Source organism: Streptomyces sp. NPDC004134, assembly GCF_042874195.1.
Lineage (GTDB): Bacteria > Actinomycetota > Actinomycetes > Streptomycetales > Streptomycetaceae > Streptomyces.
Map to the genome: position 1 here is coordinate 249,291 of NZ_JBIAMS010000007.1, position 17,349 is coordinate 266,639.

14 protein-coding genes are annotated in these 17,349 nt (G+C 72.2%); 11 read left to right on the plus strand and 3 right to left on the minus strand.

Annotated features, from left to right (window positions below; all coding sequences use genetic code 11):
* Positions 1-453: 453 nt before the first annotated feature.
* Positions 454-1,392, minus strand: a complete 939-nt coding sequence (locus tag ACFYVJ_RS12840) for a MurR/RpiR family transcriptional regulator (RefSeq protein ID WP_018839736.1) — start codon at positions 1,390-1,392, stop codon at positions 454-456.
* Between the two features lie 128 nt (positions 1,393-1,520).
* Here ACFYVJ_RS12840 and ACFYVJ_RS12845 point away from each other — a divergent pair, with 128 nt between their 5' ends.
* The 4 genes from ACFYVJ_RS12845 to ACFYVJ_RS12860 all read left to right on the plus strand — a co-directional run bounded on the left by ACFYVJ_RS12845 (position 1,521) and on the right by ACFYVJ_RS12860 (position 6,668).
* Positions 1,521-1,898 (plus strand): hypothetical protein, encoded by a 378-nt coding sequence (locus ACFYVJ_RS12845; protein ID WP_388889815.1) that lies wholly within the window; start codon positions 1,521-1,523, stop codon positions 1,896-1,898.
* Positions 1,895-2,167, plus strand: coding sequence for a DUF4031 domain-containing protein (locus ACFYVJ_RS12850; protein ID WP_388889818.1), 273 nt, complete (start codon positions 1,895-1,897; stop codon positions 2,165-2,167). Before ACFYVJ_RS12845 ends, ACFYVJ_RS12850 begins: the two co-directional genes overlap by 4 nt.
* A 105-nt stretch (positions 2,168-2,272) precedes the next feature.
* Positions 2,273-3,514, plus strand: coding sequence for a Cmx/CmrA family chloramphenicol efflux MFS transporter (locus ACFYVJ_RS12855; RefSeq protein ID WP_388889820.1), 1,242 nt, complete (start codon positions 2,273-2,275; stop codon positions 3,512-3,514).
* 55 nt (positions 3,515-3,569) lie between these two features.
* On the plus strand, positions 3,570-6,668 hold the full coding sequence (locus ACFYVJ_RS12860; RefSeq protein WP_388889928.1) for an NACHT domain-containing protein: 3,099 nt from the start codon (positions 3,570-3,572) through the stop codon (positions 6,666-6,668).
* A 15-nt stretch (positions 6,669-6,683) separates the two neighbouring features.
* On the opposite strand, the gene ACFYVJ_RS12865 is transcribed toward ACFYVJ_RS12860, so the two are convergent.
* Positions 6,684-7,379 carry a hypothetical protein gene (locus ACFYVJ_RS12865; protein WP_388889823.1) on the minus strand — a complete coding sequence of 232 codons (696 nt, stop codon included), beginning with the start codon at positions 7,377-7,379 and terminating at the stop codon, positions 6,684-6,686.
* Positions 7,380-7,406: 27 nt separating this feature from the next.
* Here ACFYVJ_RS12865 and ACFYVJ_RS12870 point away from each other — a divergent pair, with 27 nt between their 5' ends.
* Positions 7,407-8,105, plus strand: a complete 699-nt coding sequence (locus ACFYVJ_RS12870) for a copper homeostasis protein CutC (RefSeq protein WP_388889826.1) — start codon at positions 7,407-7,409, stop codon at positions 8,103-8,105.
* 351 nt (positions 8,106-8,456) lie between these two features.
* Here the strand turns inward: ACFYVJ_RS12870 and ACFYVJ_RS12875 are convergent, their stop codons facing one another.
* Entirely contained in the window at positions 8,457-9,479 is a 1,023-nt protein-coding gene (locus ACFYVJ_RS12875; RefSeq protein ID WP_388889828.1) for a LacI family DNA-binding transcriptional regulator, read from the minus strand.
* 385 nt (positions 9,480-9,864) lie between these two features.
* On the opposite strand from ACFYVJ_RS12875, the gene ACFYVJ_RS12880 reads away from it, so the two are divergent.
* The 6 genes from ACFYVJ_RS12880 (at position 9,865) to ACFYVJ_RS12905 (ending at position 17,345) form a co-directional block, all read left to right on the plus strand.
* The gene (locus ACFYVJ_RS12880; protein WP_388889830.1) at positions 9,865-10,968 is read left to right on the plus strand and encodes a glycoside hydrolase family 172 protein; all 1,104 of its coding nucleotides are present in this window, start codon (positions 9,865-9,867) and stop codon (positions 10,966-10,968) included.
* A gap of 59 nt (positions 10,969-11,027) precedes the next feature.
* Positions 11,028-12,431, plus strand: a complete 1,404-nt coding sequence (locus ACFYVJ_RS12885; RefSeq protein WP_388889833.1) for an ABC transporter substrate-binding protein — start codon at positions 11,028-11,030, stop codon at positions 12,429-12,431.
* Complete coding sequence (locus ACFYVJ_RS12890; RefSeq protein ID WP_388889835.1) at positions 12,428-13,390, plus strand: carbohydrate ABC transporter permease; 963 nt, start codon at positions 12,428-12,430, stop codon at positions 13,388-13,390. Before ACFYVJ_RS12885 ends, ACFYVJ_RS12890 begins: the two co-directional genes overlap by 4 nt.
* A complete protein-coding gene (locus ACFYVJ_RS12895; RefSeq protein WP_388889838.1) occupies positions 13,380-14,252 on the plus strand; it encodes a carbohydrate ABC transporter permease in 873 nt (290 codons plus the stop codon). The genes ACFYVJ_RS12890 and ACFYVJ_RS12895 overlap by 11 nt, the downstream gene beginning before the upstream one ends.
* Before the next feature lie 88 nt (positions 14,253-14,340).
* Positions 14,341-15,759 carry an L-fucose/L-arabinose isomerase family protein gene (locus ACFYVJ_RS12900; RefSeq protein WP_388889841.1) on the plus strand — a complete coding sequence of 473 codons (1,419 nt, stop codon included), beginning with the start codon at positions 14,341-14,343 and terminating at the stop codon, positions 15,757-15,759.
* 2 nt (positions 15,760-15,761) lie between these two features.
* On the plus strand, positions 15,762-17,345 hold the full coding sequence (locus ACFYVJ_RS12905; protein WP_388889844.1) for a sugar ABC transporter ATP-binding protein: 1,584 nt from the start codon (positions 15,762-15,764) through the stop codon (positions 17,343-17,345).
* The last annotated feature ends 4 nt before the right edge of the window (positions 17,346-17,349 follow it).

Genomic DNA, 17,349 nt, shown 5'->3' on the forward strand with positions numbered 1-17,349 from the left:
CGGTGCGGTCGGGCGCCGGCCCTCGGACGCCCGCGGGGACGTCCTCGGGCAGGCCGGTGCGCAGCCTGGCGCCCGGGGTGGTGCGGGGTGGAGCGTGACCGCGGGCGGGTGAGGCCCGCGAGTGGTGCGTGAGCGGTATGAGGCGCATGAGCGGTAACCGTGGTGTGAGGGGTGCGTGCCGTACGTACGGCGCGTACGGCACGTGCTGCACGAGCGGTGCGCGGCACGGGAGCGGTATGCGGTGTGGGGCGTGCGTGGCGCGGGGGCGGTGCGTGGTGCGGATGGCGCGGTGGACGCGTCCGGCGCGCGGGGCGGAGCCCGTACGCCCGACGGATCCGACAGATCCGACTCGTCCGCGGCCTCCGGGGCGGCCGGTGCCGTGGGCGGGGTCCGCCCCTGTACGGAGGGCGGGTCGCCGGTGCACCGGTCGTCGTCGGGTGTCGCCGGGCGGCGTCAGGACCGCGGGCGGAGCGGGCTGTGCCGGTGGGCCAGCGCCTCGTACGAGGCGGCGAGCGCCGGGGCGGCCCGCTCGTACGTCCGCTGGGCCACGCCTATGAACAGGCAGTCCACGACCAGCAGTTGGCCTGTCCGGCTGGACATGGCCGCCGGCCGCAGCTCGCTCTCGCGACCCGTGGACGTGGTGAGTATGTGATCGGCGTACGACGCGACGGGGCCGTCCGGGCGGCCGGTGATCGCCACCGTCGTCGCCCCGTGGTCGAACGCGACCCGCAGCGGTTCTATGACGTCGACCGTGCGGCCCGAGTGCGTGATCGCGATGGCCACGTCGCCCGCGCGCAGTTGGACGGCGTTGGTGACGGCCAGGTGCGGGTCGGGCGAGGCGTGCGCCACGACGCCGATCCGCAGCAGCTTCTGGACCAGGTCCTGGCCCACGAGGTTGGAGGCGCCGATGCCGTACACATCGATGCGCCGGGCGGTGGCCATGGCGGCGATCGCCGCCTCCAACTGCACGGGGTCGAGCCCGGCCGCGGTGTCCGCGAGGGCCTGCTGCTCGTCCCGGGCGAGCTTGGCGATGACGTCGGCCATCGAATCGTCCACCGCTATGTCCGCGGTGACCGACGGCGCGCGCCCGGCCTCCTGCTGCGCGGCGGCGGCGGCGAGGGCCAGCCGGAGATCGCGATACCCGGGATAGCCGAGCAGCCGCGCCGTCCGCACGACGGTGGCCTCCGACGTGCCGGTGCGCTCCGCGAGGCCGGTGACGGTGAGCGCGGCACAGCCGGCCGGGTCCCCGGCGACGGCCTCGGCGACGCGCTGCATGGAGCGCGTCATGGACGGCGCGACCGTGCGCACCTTGGCCGCGAGGGCGGCGGGCGCGGGCGGCGCGGGTCCGGTCGGGGTGTCGGGAGTGAAAGTTTCCTTCACGCTGTAGCTCACACACGAAAGATATTTTCGCGACGGAGGGCGAGTCAACCCCCCGCGTCGGCCCTGTGGAAAACCCCGGCCGGGCCGCGGTCCCGGCCGCGGCCCGGCCGCGCGGGTGCCGGTTGCGGGAGAATGTATGTATGGAGCACCAAGGGCTGGAGCAGGCGCTACACCGCGCCAGGGCGCTGATCCTCGCCGACCTCAGCGCCGCCGACGTGGCCGAACCCGACGTGGTCACCTTCGTCGAGGACGCGGTGGTCCACCGCCGCTGGTGGGTGGAGCAGTGGCCCGAGGGCGTGGCGTACCTGGACGGCCTGGTGGCCCAGGACGTCCAGGACGCGCTGCTGGAGAAGTACGGCAGATGGCCCCTGTGTCCCGTCTGCGAGGACGTGGACTCCGCCGGCCCGCACGCGCTGGACATCGAACCCGAGTTGGGCCCGGACCCGCGCTGGGTGTGCGGCAGGACCGGCGCGGAGGTGGCCCGGCTGGGCAGCCTGGGGGGAGGCGGCGCCGGATGACGATCTACGTGGACCCGCCGACGTGGCCGGGGCACGGGCGGATGTGGTCGCACCTGGTGAGCGACGAGTCGTACGAGGAACTGCACGCGTTCGCCGAGTCGATGGGGGTGCCGCGGAGGGCGTTCGACGGGGACCACTACGACCTCCCGTCCGGACGCTACGAGGACGCGGTGGCGCGGGGGGCGGTCGAGGTGGGCTCGAAGGAACTGCTGCGAAGGCTGGTGGAGGGGGGCCTGCGGAGGCGGGGGAGGAAGACGGGAGCGGGGTGAGTCCACCCCCGCCGCGGGCAGGGAACGCTCTTTCGACCTGCGGCTTTTCCCCGTACCGTGGCGGTCGTAGGAATGTTCCCCTCCCGCCTTGGTGTTTCCCTCGTCATGTCCCCGACCGCCCGCCGGGCAGAAGCCCGCCTGCCCGTCGCCGTGTACGTCCTCGGCGTCGCCGTCTTCGCCCTCGGAACGTCGGAGTTCATGCTCTCCGGGCTGCTCCCCGAGATAGCCGACGACCTCGACGTCTCCATACCCCGCGCCGGGCTCCTCATCTCCGCGTTCGCCGTCGGCATGGTCGTCGGAGCGCCGACCCTCGCCGCCGCCACTCTCCGCCTCCCGCGCCGTACCACCCTCGTCGGGCTGCTCGTCGTCTTCGGGGCCGGGCACATCGTGGGGGCCGTCTCCACCTCCTACGGCGTCCTCTTCGCCACCCGCATCGTCAGCGCCCTCGCCTGTGCCGGGTTCTGGGCCGTCGGTGCCGCCGTGGCCATCGCAACCGTTCCGACAGGCGCCCGGGCGCGGGCGATGGCGATCATGGTCGGCGGGCTCAGCGTCGCGAACGTCGCCGGCGTGCCCGGCGGGGCGCTGCTCGGGCAGCACTTCGGCTGGCGGTCCGCCTTCTGGGCCGTGACGCTGATGACCGCCGTCGCCCTCGTCGGGGTGGTGGCGCTCGTACCCGGTGGCACGCCCGGCGACGCCGAGCCGCCGCGCCTCCGCGAGGAATTGCGCATCTACCGTGACGGCCAGGTGTGGCTCGCCATGGCGACGATCGCGCTCTTCGCAGGCGCAACGTTCTCCTTCTTCTCCTACCTCGCCCCCCTTCTCACCGACGTCGCCGGCCTCGGCGACGGCTGGGTGCCGACAGTGCTCGCGCTCTTCGGCGCCGGGGCGTTCCTCGGCACCCTCGTCGGCGGTCGGATGGCGGACAGGTACCGCTTCGGCACCATGTACGTCGGGCTGTCCGCCACCGCCGCCGTGCTGGTGGCGTGCGCGCTGCTCGCCGAGTACCCGGTGGCGATCGTGACCCTCTCGATCCTCCTCGGCGCCACGGCCTTCACCACCGCGCCCGCTCTCAACGCCCGCATCTTCGACGTCGCCGGCGAGGCACAGGGCCTCGCCGGCGCGACGGCGACGTCCTCTTTCAACATCGGCAACACCGTGGGCCCGTGGCTCGGCGGCCTCGTCATCAGCGCCGGCCTCGGGTACGCCGCCACCGCGTGGACCGGCGCCGTACTGGCGGTGGGCGCGGTGGCGATGACGGTGGTCGCCGGGCGGTCGGCGGCGCGCAGAACGAGGCTCGTGGCGTGCGGCGAGCCGGCGGCCGAGGGTGCGGTGAAAGCGACGGGTTAGGCACGGACTGTCACTGCCGTGTGGTTGTCTGGTGAGCAGGGACAGGGGGGTGCACATGATCGCGGAGACGGCGGCGTTACGGCTCGGGACGATGGTCGCGAACGCCGCGGGGAAGCTGTGGCTCGGCGGCCGGCAGCGCGAGCAGGAGCGCCGGTTGCCGATGGAGGAGCTGGTTCGCGTACGGATCCCGGGCGTACGGCTCCAGCGCGAGGTGACCCAGCAGTTCGCGCAGATCACCAACGCCGTGTACGACCGCCTCGACCCGTACCTGACCCACGCCTTCGACCGCCTGGACCCCGGCGGCCGCCAGGCCGTCATCGACGCCGTGGCCGACACCTTCGCGCGCGCGGACCTCTCCGACGACGCCCTCCTCGCCGCCGACGCCCAGCCCGCCGAGCTGGTCCGCCGCATCACCGCCTCCGTGCGCCCGCCCACCGGCCTCGGCGAGACGGAGACGCGGCTGTACGACACGCTGTTCGCCGAGTGCGTCGCCTACTACGTTCGCATCGTGCGCAGCCTCCCCGTCTTCGAGGAGCGCGCCGCCGCCGAACTTCTGGCGCGTACGTCCACGCTGGGCGCCGAGGTCGCGCGGATCCTGGAGCGCCTGCCGGACCGCTCGCTGTTCGCCCCGGACGGCTCGGACCTCGACACCGGCTTCCGGCGTACGTACCTGGAGCTGGTCAGCCGGGAGCTGGACGAGGTGGAGCTGTTCCGCGGCACGTCCGACCAGACGGCCCCGCAGCGCGTCCGCCTGTCCGTCGCGTACGTCAGCCTCCGGACGACCGGCGGCGACACCGGGCCCCGGCGCAGCATCCGGGCTCTGCCGCAGCTCAGGCCCGACATGAGCAACTGGGAGGAGGGCGGGCACGAATCCTCCGGCATGCGCGTCGAGGCCGCGCTGAGCGGCGGGAACCGCGTGCTGCTGCGCGGCGAGGCGGGCTCCGGCAAGACGACGCTGCTGCGCTGGCTGGCGATCACGGCGGCGCGCGGGGGCTTCACCGACGAGCTGGCCGAGTGGAACGGCCGCACGCCGGTCTTCGTCAAGCTCCGCGACTACACCGGCCGCAAGCCCCCGAACCCGGAGGCGATGCTCGACGGGGTCGCCGGGCCGATCACCGGGGTCATGCCCAGGGGGTGGGTGGAGCGCCAGCTCGACGCGGGCAAGGCCCTGCTCCTGATCGACGGCGTGGACGAACTGCTCCACCGCGAACGCCAGGCCGTCCGCGACTGGCTGCGCAGGCTGCTCGGCCAGTACGAGGACGTTCGCGTCGTTGTCACCTCCCGCCCCGCCGCGGCCGGCGCGGACTGGCTCCGCCGCGAGGACTTCACCGCGCTCCACCTGGACCGCATGACGCCGCCCGACCTGGCGGCCTTCGTACGCCAGTGGCACCAGGCCGTACGCGAGCTTGGCGGCGAACTGCCGTGCGCGGTGGACGACATCCCGCAGTACGAGCAGTCCCTTCTCACCAGCCTCAAGGACCGCGCACACCTGCAGTCCCTGGCGAGCACCCCGCTGCTGGCGGCCATGCTCTGCGCGATGCACCTCAACAGAGGCCGTCATCTGCCGCGCGACAGGATGGAGCTGTACCGCAACGCCCTGCACACCCTCGTCCACGACCGGGACGCGGACCGGAGGGTGCCGAGTGCGGCCGACAGCAAGTTCAGCCTGGGCGACAAGCTCGTGATATTGAGGGATCTGGCCTGGCGGCTGTCGGACAACAACAGAACCGAGATCGACGCGGACCGGGCCGCCGGATACGTCACCGCGAAGCTGAACGGGATGCGGCACCTGGACGGGCTGGAGGGCACCCAGGCGCTGGGTCAGCTCCGGCAGCGTTCCGGCATCCTCCGCTCGCCGGCGGAGGACCGCATCGACTTCGTCCACCGGACCTTCCAGGAGTATCTCGCCGCGGAGGAGGCGGCGGAGGAGGACCGCATCGGCAACCTGGTCGAGCGGGCGCATCTGGACCTGTGGCGAGAGACGATCATCATGACCGCGGGCCACGCGAACGCCCGCCAGCGGGCCGAACTGCTCGACGGCATCCTGGACCGCGCCGAGGCGGAACCGAGGCACGCCCGCACGCTGCGGCTGCTGGCGGCGTCGTGCCAGGAGACGCTGCGGTCGGTGCCGGACGGGCTCGCGGACCGGCTCGACGAGAGCGTCGCCGCGCTGCTTCCGGCGCGACGGAAGACGGACCCGCCCGCGCTGGCCGCGGTTGGCCCCACACTGCTGCGCTGGTTGCCGCGGTCACTTGAGGGGCTGACCGAGAAGGCGGCGGCGCAGACGGTACGCACCGTGGCACTGATCGGGGGCGAGACCGCCCTGGACATGCTGTCGGGCTTCGTGGGGGACGAGCGCGAGGAAGTCTTGCAGGAGCTCATCCGTGCGTGGGACTACTTCGACGCCGACGCGTTTACCGACCGCGTACTGTGCCGGCTGCCGCTGGCGGAACGCATCGTGCACATCGGGCACTCCGGTCAGCTCCGAGCGGCGAAGCGGCTGCCTGGGCTGAGGAGAATCGTTGTGGATCACCCCCTGCGCGGACTCGACTTCGTGGCGGACCTCCGTCCCCTCCGCACCCTGCAGGTGACCGAGTTGATTGAAGAAGCCGACCTGTCCGTCCTTCGAGGCCATCCCGACCTGGAGGTGCTTCTGCTGAATGACGCCAGATCGGTATCCGAGGTGTCGGTTCTCGCGGAGCTTACCCGGCTCTATTGGCTGGTACTTCCTCTTACCGAGGACCTGGACCTGGACCTACTGCGACGCCATCCAGACCTCAGGGGTGTCGGACTCTTCGGGGTGGCGGGGAGGGATCTCGGGCCGCTGAAGGCCCTCACCGGCGTGGAGTTCGTGCAGTTGTCCGGCAATGGCGGCCGGTGCATCCTGCGAGGCTTCGACGAGCTGGGGGAAATGACCCGTCTCCGGACGTTGCAGCTCCTCAGCCTCGACGGCGACGCCTGGATCAGGGGACTGAAGAGTTTCCCGCCGTCATTGACGCACCTGGTTCTCTCGCACTGTGTCGTCCCGACCGACCCTCAGGTCTTCACGGGGCTCGGCAATCTCCAAGAATTGACAGTCTTTGAATGCCGCACCGACGACGGCACCCCCGTCACCACCCTGGACATCACGGGGGTGCACGTTCACGTCGAGTGACGCTCGCCGCGCTCCCTACCCGCCCAGCAGCTCCAGCTCCGTCCCCACGTTGTGCCGCGCCGCCGCCTCCCAGCGGGCGTACCCCGTCTCCGTACGGAACAGCCGGGGCAGCCCCAGCAGTTGGCGTAGCACCGCCGCCCGGCCCTCCCGGAACGCGTCCGCCGGCACGAAGCCGTACTCCTCCCGGACCGCCGCCGCGTACGCCGCGTACGCCGTCGGCGTACCCGCCAGCACCGCGAGGTCCGCGTCGCACAGCACCTCGCCGTTGCGGTCACCGGCGTGCGGGTCGTGGGTCACCGTGAGCCGTACGAGCCGCGCCACCTCCGCCACGCGCTCGGCCCCAACTCCCGCTTCGGACAAGGCAACTTGCGCGAGTCGCGCACTGCGCTCCTCGTTCTCGCTGCGCTCCGGCCGGTAGACGGCGTCGTGGAACCAGGCCGCCAGGCGTACGGCGTCGGGGTCGTCGGCGTGGGCGGCCAGCTCGTCGATGCGGTCGAGGACCGCCGCCAGATGCGCCGCGGTGTGGTAGCGCCGCTGGGGCTCACCCCACCGTTCCAGCAGGTTCATCCCGTACGGTACGAGGTCGGAGGGCGCCGCGCCGGAGCGGCAGCGGGTGAGGAGGGCCGTCCAGCGGTCGAGGAGGGCCGGGTCCGTGGGCTCGGGCGCCGATGTTTCGGGCTGGTTATCTCCGGGGGCGGGCATGGTCACCATTCTGCGCGATGTGGCAGGCTGTGCTTCATGTCTAGACCAATGCTGCTTGAGGTCATCGCCCTGAACGCCGCCGACGCCGCCGCCGCCGAGGCGGGCGGCGCCGACCGTCTGGAGTTGGTCACGGACATGGCCGCCGACGGGCTCACCCCGTCGCGCGAGACCGTCGCCGCCGTGCGGGCCGCGGTGGAGATCCCCGTACGCGTCATGCTCCGGGCGGAGGACGGGTTCGCGGCGGGGGACGTGGAGGCGCTGGCGGTACGGGCGCGGGCGCTGCGGGCGGAGGGGGCGGAGGAGTTCGTCCTCGGATTCCTGGACGAGGCGGGCGGGCCGGATCTGGCGACGGTCGGGCGGCTGCTGGAGGCGGTGGGGGACGGGTGCCGGTGGACGTTCCACCGGGCGATCGACCGGGCGGCGGACCGGGACACCCTGCGCAAGCAGCTCGCGGGGCTGCCGGGGCTGGACACGTACCTGACGGCGGGCTCGGCGAAGGGCGTCGCGGACGGCCTGGCGGTGCTGGTCGCCGAGGCCGCCCGCGCGACCGCCTGCCAGCCCGGCTACGAGGCCCGCATCATGGCCGGCGGCGGCCTCACCACGACCCACGTCCCGCACCTCCGCGCGGCGGGCCTGGACGCCTTCCACGTCGGCGGCGCGGTCCGCCCGGAGGGCTGGTCGGGCCCGGTGTCGCCGCACTCGGTGGCGGAGTGGCGGAACTTGCTGGACGCGTAGGCGCTCCGGGGGGGGGCGGGCAGGTCCGAGGAGGGAGCGCGCCGGTGGCCGTGGGCGGACCCGGCGTGGGTGGCGTGGCTGGGCGGGGGGAGCCGAGGCCCGGCCGGCTGGTGCTGCCGGGCGGTCCGGGCACTGCGGGCTGCGGGGCTCGTACGTACGCCACGGGGCGTGCGTGCTCCGGCGGCCTCCGGGGGCGGGCCGCTTGTCAGGGGGGCGGCCTACCCTAGGGCGGGGGTTGCGGGGGAGATCGTTCTGCTGCCCCGCCTGCGGCCTACGTCCCGGCTCCCCGTCACCCCGGCTCCCCGTCACCCAGGCTCCCCGACGCCGCGGCTCCGCCCCCGCCACCGCGGCCTACGCCCCCTCCGCCCCCGGACCCGACGTCGACTCCCTCACCTGCAGAGCCGTCCGCAGCACCACCGTCTGCAGCGGCCGTTCCGTCCCCGCGATCCGCTCCTGCAGCAGTCCCGCCGCCGTCCACCCCAGGTCGTACGACGGCAACTGCACCGTCGACAGCGGCGGGCGGACCAGTGACGCCCACGGGACGTCGCCGAACGACAGCACCCCCGTCCGCGGCGGCTCCGTGCCCGCCTCCCTGAGGGCCTGCAACGCGCCCACCGTCATCAGGTTGTTCGCCACGAACACCGCGTCCGGCGGCGACGGCAGCGCCAGCAGGTCCCGCATCGCCGCCCGGCCGCCCTCGACCCGGAAGTCCGCGTGCCGCACGTACTCCGGCGGCAGCGTGCCCCCGTCCGTCTCCCGCAGGTGGTCGCGCATCACCGCGCGGTAGCCCGCCAGCCGGTCGTCGGACGTGGACGCCCCTTCCGGGCCCGCGATGCACGCGATCCGGCGGTAGCCGCTGCGCAGCAGGTGCGCCGTGGCCTCCTCGCCGCCGTGCTGGTTGTCGACCATCACCGCGTCCACGGACGCGCCCCGCGGCCGCCGGTCCACCGCGACCACCGGCATCCCGCGGCCCTCCAGCACCGACAGGTCCGTCCGGTTCCGCGACGCCGCGGCCACGATCACGCCCGCCATCTGCTCGGCCGCCGCGATCTCCAGATAGCGCCGCTCCTTGTCCACGTCCTCGTCGGTGTTGCACAGCACCACCGACAGGTTCGTCTGCTGCGCCGCGTCCTCCACGCCGCGCGCGAGCGACGTGAAGAAGGGGTTCTCGATGTCCGGGATGATCAGCCCGATGACGCTCGCCCGCTGCATCCGCAGCGACCGCGCCACGCGGTTCGGCGAGAAGCCCAGCTCCGCCGCGGTCTTGCGGACGCGCTCCGCGCGTTCCGCGGTGACCCGGCCTCCGTTGAATACCCGGGAGACAGTGGCCGGCGAGACCCCCGCGGCGCGCGCCACATCGTTGATGGTCGTCACTTCTCCGCTACCTGAACCTCTCACGCAGGCGCGGGAGTCGGCCGCGCGTCCGGTGCCCTGCCGCCCATTCTCCGCCAGTCCGGGGCCCGGCCGGGCCGCGTCGGGGCATCGGATGCGCGCATCCGGCGGTCCCGCGATGCGGCCCGCGGCGCGGCCCCGGCATCCGGTCGGGTACGTGGACGGGTCGGCGCGGACGGTGTTTTCCGCGGTCTCGTACGGACCTCTTGACACCGTCTTGCGTGAACTCTACGTTCGCGTGAAATGGATTTCAAGGGATTTCCGGTGGGGTCGCCTCACGTCACCGGGGCCCGCTCAGTTGCTGCGCGCGCACTTGGGATGACCCTTCGCCACCCCTGTACGAAAACGATTTCACAACGGAGCGTCCATGAGCACCACGTTCGGCCTGGATGACCTCGCCCGTACGACTCCCGCCGTCTCCCGCTCGATCAGCGCCGAGAACCCCACCGGCGCCAAGGGCGCCGGCGGTGCCGCCACCGAGGGCACCGGCGCCCGGGCCGCCGGCCGGCTCGGCAGGGGGTGGAAGGTCTCCCCGAGCATCGACATCGCCCCCGGCGAGACCGCCGTGCTCGCCGAGATCGACGGGCCGGGCACCATACGCCACCTCTGGTGCACCACCGCCCCGCACGCCGCCTGGCGGCAGACCCTGCTGCGCGTCCACTGGGACGACGAGGAGACCCCCGCCGTCGAGGTCCCGCTCGGCGACTTCTTCTGCAACGGCTGGAGCGTCTTCAGCCAGGTGTCCTCGGTGCCCGTCACCGTCGCCCCCAACGGCGGCTTCAACGCGTACTGGCCCATGCCCTTCCGCCGCCGCGCCCGCGTCACGCTGGAGAACCTCGCCCCCGAGCAGATGACGCTCTACTACCAGATCGACTACGAGCTGGGCGACGTCCCCGCCGACGCTTCCTACCTGCACGCCCAGTGGCGCCGCAGCAACCCCGTCGACGAGTCGGGCATCCACACCCTCCTCGACGGCGTCACCGGCGCCGGCCAGTACGTCGGCACGTACCTCGCCTGGGGCACCAACAGCCCCGGCTGGTGGGGCGAGGGCGAGCTGAAGTTCTACCTCGACGGCGACGAGGACTGGCCCACCATCTGCGGCACCGGCACCGAGGACTACTTCGGCGGCGCCTGGAACTTCGACGTCAAGCCGCACGGCTACACCGCGTACACCACGCCCTATCTCGGCCTGAACCAGATCCTCCGGCCCGACGGCCTCTACGCCAGCCAGCAGCGGTTCGGGATGTACCGCTGGCACGTCCTGGACCCCGTCCGCTTCCGGGAGGACCTCCGCGTGACCGTGCAGTGCCTCGGCATCGGCGCGGGACAGGGCAACGGCCTCAGGCACCGCTACCGCAAGAACCGCGACGACATCGCCTCGACCTCCCTCTTCTACCTGGACGCGCCGTCGAGCGCGGCCCTCCCGGCCACCCCGGGACTGCTCGACCTGGAAGTCGACGCCCCCGACTGAGCCCGTACGAGCCCCCGCGCTCCCGACCCCAGTACGCACCCGACAGACAGGGGCACGACATGCTCCACCACGGCAACGGCGCCGTACCCGCCCGGGGCGCCCCCGCGCGCCGCCGCACCCCCGGCGCCCCCTCGCGCCGCCGCTTCCTCGGCGGCACCGCGGGCGCGGCCGCCGCCGCGACGGCCGCCGCGACCCCGCTGCTCAGCGGTTGCGGCGGGTCCGCGAGCGCCGGCGGCGGCACGCTGAAGTTCTGGCACTTCTACGACCCGAAGGCGTCCGACCCCGCCGCCGTCGCCCAGTCGAAGTGGTTCGACGGGCTCATCAAGGACTGGAACGACACCCACGACGTCACGATCGAGCCGTACTTCGTCCCCGGCGTCAGTTACCAGGGCTCGAAGATGGTCACCGCCTTCGCCTCCGGCGCGGGACCCGACATCTTCCTGCTCAGCCCCGGCGACTTCACCCGCTACTACAACGGCGGCATCCTCGCCGACCTCACCCCGCACCTCGACGACGGCGTGGTCGAGGACTACGGCACGAGCCTCACCAGCCGCACCGTCGACGGCAAGGTCTACGCCCTGCCCATGGAGGTCGAGCCGCTGGCGATCTTCTACAACGTCCCCGTCTGGGAGAAGGCCGGCCTCTCCGAGGCCGACATCCCGGCCACCTGGGACCAGCTCCTCGACACCGGCGACAAGATCCGCAGCAAGACCGGCGCCGCCGGCCTCGTCTTCCACACCGACCCCGGCTACTACCAGAACTTCACCTGGTACTGCTGGATGTGGCAGGGCGGCGGCGAGGTCGTCGACAAGGCGGGCAACGTCGCCTTCGACTCCAAGGGCGCCCGCCAGGCCCTCGCGCTCTGGCAGGACGCCGTCGAGGCCGGCATCGCGCCCCGTACGCTCCCCGCCGCCGACGACCGCATCACCGCCTTCACCTCCGACCTCGCCGGCATGTGGCAGATCGGCATCTGGGAGGTCCAGGCGTTCAAGGCGGGGGCCCCCGACCACGAGTACGGGGTCTTCAAGCTGCCCGTACCGCACGGCGGCGAGTACACCACCACCCTCGGCGGCTGGTCGTTCTGCGCCAGCACCCAGGGCGCCAACCCCGACGCCGCCGCCGAGTTCTGCGGCTGGGCCCTCGGCCGGATGTCGGACGAGTCCATCGACCGGACCGTCGAGTGGTGCACGGGCGTGAAGTCCGACATCTCCCCGCGCACCTCCGCCCTGGAGCGCGGCGCGGAGCGCGGCGGCTACGACTCCTGGGCGATGAAGAAGTTCAAGGAGGACATCTTCCCCGGCGGCCGGGCCGAGCCCCGCTACCCGCCGATCGTCTACAAGGCGATCTCCGACGCCATCCAGGCCACCATGCTCGCCGGCAAGGGCGTGGACGGCGAGGCCGACCGGGCGGCGCAGACCATCGACGCCTTCTTGAAGAGCTACAAGGGGGCGAGCCTCATATGACGAGCATCGCCACACAGCAAGAGCGCGCCCCCGGCGCCGTGAAGCGGGCCGCCGCGCCCGCGGGCCGGCGCAAGCTGGGGCGCAAGGGGCGCGAGCGGCTGGCCGCCGCGCTGTTCCTGCTGCCCGACACCCTCGGCCTCGGTCTCTTCGTCGTCCTGCCGATGCTGCTGTCGTTCGTGCTGAGCTTCTTCCAGGTCTCCGGCTTCGGCTCGTACGAATGGATCGGCCTCGGCAACTACGAGCGCATGTTCAACGACCCGTACTTCTGGTCCTCGATGTGGGTCACCGCGAAGTACGTCGTCGTCCTCGTGCCGACGCTCTTCGTCGTCAGCCTCAGCCTGGGCGTGCTGATGAAGCAGATGCTGCCCGGCATGGCGGTCTACCGCACCGCGCTCTTCCTGCCCCACATGCTGAGCCTCGTCGTCGTCGGCCTGCTGTGGAAGTTCATGCTCGACGACCAGACAGGCGTGGTGAACAAGGCCGCCGGTGAGGTGGGCGTGGGCGCGCGCTCCTGGCTCGGCGACCCCGGCCTCGCGCTGTACGCGGTGATCGCGGTCACCGTCTGGTACTACATGGGTTACTACATGATCATTTTCCTGGCGGGTCTCAACGAGATCCCCCGGGAGCTGTACGAGGCCGCGAAGATCGACGGCGCCGGGCCGTGGACCTCGTTCCGGCAGATCACCTGGCCGCTGCTGAAGCCCACCAGCTTCTTCGTCCTCATCGTCAGCACGGTCGCCGCGATCACCGGCACCTTCGACCTCATCTTCGTGCTGACCGACGGCGGTCCCGCCAACGGCACCGCCGTGGCGATGTTCTACATCTACCAGCAGGCGTTCGTCTTCGGCGAGTACGGCTACGCCGCGGCCCTGGGCTCCTTCCTCGTCGTGGTGATGGTCGCCCTGTCCTGGCTGATCTTCAAGGCGACCAAGGGCGGGAGGTTCGACGATGAGCAGTGACACCCTGGCCGGCGGCACCGACGCCGCCCGCCCCGCCCCGCTGCGCGGCCCCGGCCGCCGCCGCGCCCGCGCCGGGCTCACGGTGCTGGCCATCGTGCTGTCGGTGCTGAGCGTCTTCCCGATCCTGTGGCTGATCACCTCGGCGATCAAGCCGCGCGAGGCCGTCACCGACGGCAAGCTGCTCCCCGAGGACGTCACCTGGGAGAACTTCCGCTACGTCCTCACCGAAGTGGCCTTCGACCGCTGGCTGTGGAACAGCTTCTTCACCGCCGCGATCATCACCATCGTCGCGCTGTTCTTCCACTCGATGGCCGCCTACGCCCTGGCGCGCCTGCGCTTCCCCGGCCGCGACGGCATCTTCGTCGTCATCTTCTCCACGCTGCTGATCACCCCGCCGGTGATCCTCATCCCGCTGTTCATCGTGGTCCGCGAGATGGGCATGCTCGACAGCTACGCGGCGCTCATCATCCCGCCGCTCTTCAACGCCTTCGGCATCTTCCTGCTGCGCCAGTTCTACCTCGGCATCCCGCGGGAGCTGGAGGAGGCCGCGATCGCCGACGGCGCGGGCTACTGGCGGATCTACTGGAGCATCATCCTGCCGCTGTCCCGGCCCATCCTGGCCGCGCTCTCGGTGTTCTTCTTCCTCGCCAACTGGAACGCCTTCGCCTGGCCGCTGGTCGCCACCAGCAGCGAGAACCTGACCGTCACCCAGGTCGGCATCGCGTCCTTCACCACCCAGTACGGCTCGAACTGGAACTACATCCTCGCCGCCGCCGTGGTCGCGGTGATCCCGATGCTGATGCTCTTCCTCTTCTTCCAGCGCCAGATGGTCGAGTCCATCAAGACCTCCGGCCTCAAGTAACGCGCCACCGCGCGCCCGTACGCGCAAGGGCCCACCCCGCCGCACCGCCACCACGCATCACAACCGCACGCAATTGGAGGCCAGCCACATGGCACGCATCGGTCTGCTGTCCATCTCCGACGGCCGGGACTACGTCCAGCGGGACGTACGCGACCACGTCTCCCGCGCCGCCCGCGAGCTGGCCGCCATGCTCACCGACGCCGGGCACGAGGTGATCACCGCACCCGAGCACGTGGAGTCCAACGTCCTCGCCACCTCCCAGGCCCGCTGGCTCGCCGAGCGGCACGTGGACGTGACGATCTTCCACCACTCCGTGTGGACGTTCCCGCACTTCACCATGCTGGCCGCCGAGTCCACGCCCGGACCGATCCTGATGGTCGCCAACCTCGACCCGCAGTTCCCCGGCATGGTCGGCCTCCTCGCCGGCGCCGGCGGCCTGGACCAGATCGGCCGCGTCCACGCCCGCGCCTGGGGCGACCTGGCCGAGCCCGCGGTACGGGACCGGATCCTTACCCACGTCCGCGCGGGCGCCGCCGTGCAGCGGTTGCGCGGCTCCACCTTCGGCCGGATCGGCGGCCGGCCCATGGGCATGTACACCGCCACCGCCAACACCGACCAGTGGATGAAGGTCTTCGGCGTCGACGTCGAGGAGATCGACCAGTGGGAGGTCGTGCGGCGCAGCGAGAACGCCGACGCGGCGCGGGTGAAGAACGCCCGTACCTGGATCGAGCGGCACGCGGCCGGGGTGGCGTACGACGGCGACCGGCTCACCCCCGAGCTGCTGGAGCGGCAGATCCGCGCGTACTACGCGATGCGCGAACTGATCGAGGAGTGGAACCTCGACTTCTCCGGCATCAAGGGCCAGCCGGAGCTGACCGCGAACTTCTGCACGATGGACGTCGCCGAGGCGTTCCTCAACGACCCGTACGACTGGGAGGGCCCGAAGGCGACCCACGTCACCTCCACCGAGGCGGACATGGACGCGGCGCTGACGATGCAGGTGCTCAAGCTGCTCTCCGGCGACCCCGTGCTCTTCGCCGACGTACGCCACTACCACACCGACAGGCAGGTCTGGGACCTGTGCAACTCCGGCCAGCACGCCACCTGGTACGCGGCCCGCTCCGACGACCCCGCGGAGAACCTGCGGCACGTCAGCTTCCTGCCGGAGGTCTTCTACTTCCCGGCCGGCGGCGCGTCCGTCCAGCACCTCGCCGCGCCGGGGTCGATGACCTTCGCGCGGCTCACCCGGCTGCGCGGCGAGTACCGGATGCACGTCATGCGCGGCGACCTGGAGCAGTACGACGCGGAGACCAACGAGCGCATGATGCGCGCCTCCACGTGGGAGTGGCCGCACGCCTTCGCCCGCCTGAACGCCACGGCGGAGGAGTTCCTGACCCGCTTCGGCAGCAACCACATCCACGCGGTTCCCGGCGACTACGTCGCCGACCTCCGCGCGGTCTGCGACCAGTTGGGCATCGCCTACGACGGCTTCGGGGACGCCGCGTAGCCATGGCCGACCACGCAGGCACGGCGCCGTTACTGGCGATGCGCGGGATCGCGAAGTCGTTCCCCGGTGTGCGGGCCCTCAAGGGGGTCGAGCTGACCGTGCACGCCGGGGAGGTGGTCGCGCTCCTCGGCGAGAACGGCGCGGGCAAGTCGACGCTCATGAACGTCCTCGCCGGGGTCCACCCCGACTACGAGGGCGTCGTCGAGCGCGACGGCGCCCCCGCCGCCATCCACTCGCCGCGGGACGCGCAGCGGCACGGCATCGGGATGATCCACCAGGAGCTGAACCTCGTCCCCGAGCTGTCCGTCGCCGAGAACGTCTTCCTCGGCCGCGAGCTGCGCACCGCCCGCGGCACCGTCGACAAGAAGGCCCAGGAGGCCCGCGCCCGCGAACTGCTCGCGGGCCTCGGCCTTACCGTGCCGCCGCGGCGGCCCGTCAAGCACTGCCGGCTCGCGGAGCAGCAGCTCATCGAGGTGGCGAAGGCCCTCAACCTCGACGTCCGGCTGCTCGTCATGGACGAGCCGACATCGGCGCTCGCCGACGCCGAGGTACGCCGCCTCTTCGCCGTCATCCGCGACCTGACCGCCCGCGGCGTCGGCGTCGTCTACATCTCCCACCGGCTGGAGGAGCTGGAGGAGATCGCCGACACCGTCACCGTGCTGCGCGACGGCGCGCACGTCGGCAGCCGCCGGATGGCCGAGACCACCCGGGCCGAGCTGGTCCGGCTCATGGTCGGCCGCCCCCTCGGCGAACTGTTCCCGCGCCGCGCGGAGCAGCACCGCGGCGGCGAGGTGCGGCTCGCCGCCGAAGGGCTGACGTACGCGGCGCAGGACGGCGGCCCGTCGCTGTACGGCGTGGACCTCTCCGTACGGGCCGGGGAGATCGTCGGGCTCGCCGGGCTGATGGGCGCCGGGCGCAGCGAGGTGCTCCAGGCGCTCTTCGGCCACTACGGCACCCGGGCGCACGGCCGGATCACCGTGGACGGCCGCCCGTACCGCCCGCGCAGCCCCGGCCACGCGATCCGCCGCGGCCTCGCGCTCGTCGCCGAGGACCGCAAGGGGCAGAGCCTCGTCACCGCCAACACCGTCCGCTTCAACGGCTCGCTCGCGGCCCTCGCCCGCTACCGCACCCCGTGGCGCACGGTGCACGGGCGCCGCGAACGGGCCGCGGTCGCCGGGCAGATCGAGGCGCTGAAGGTGAAGACGCCCGGCATGGAGACCGCCGTAAAGCACCTGTCCGGCGGCAACCAGCAGAAGGTCGTCCTCGCCAAGTGCCTGCTGACCAGGCCCAGCGTGCTGCTCATGGACGAGCCGACGCGCGGCATCGACGTCGGCGCCAAGGCCGAGATCCACCGGCTCATGGACGAACTGGCCGCGCAGGGCACCGCGATCCTCGCGGTCTCCTCCGAGCTGCCCGAGCTGATCGGCATGTGCGACCGGGTGCTGGTGCTCTGCGAGGGCCGGCTGACCGGCGAGTTCCACCGCGATCCGGCGCGCGGGCCGCAGGCCGGCCAGGAGGCCGTCCTCACCGCGGCGATGGCCCGCGAGACCGTCACCACCCACCACCTTCGAGGGACGCGGAGCTGAGGCG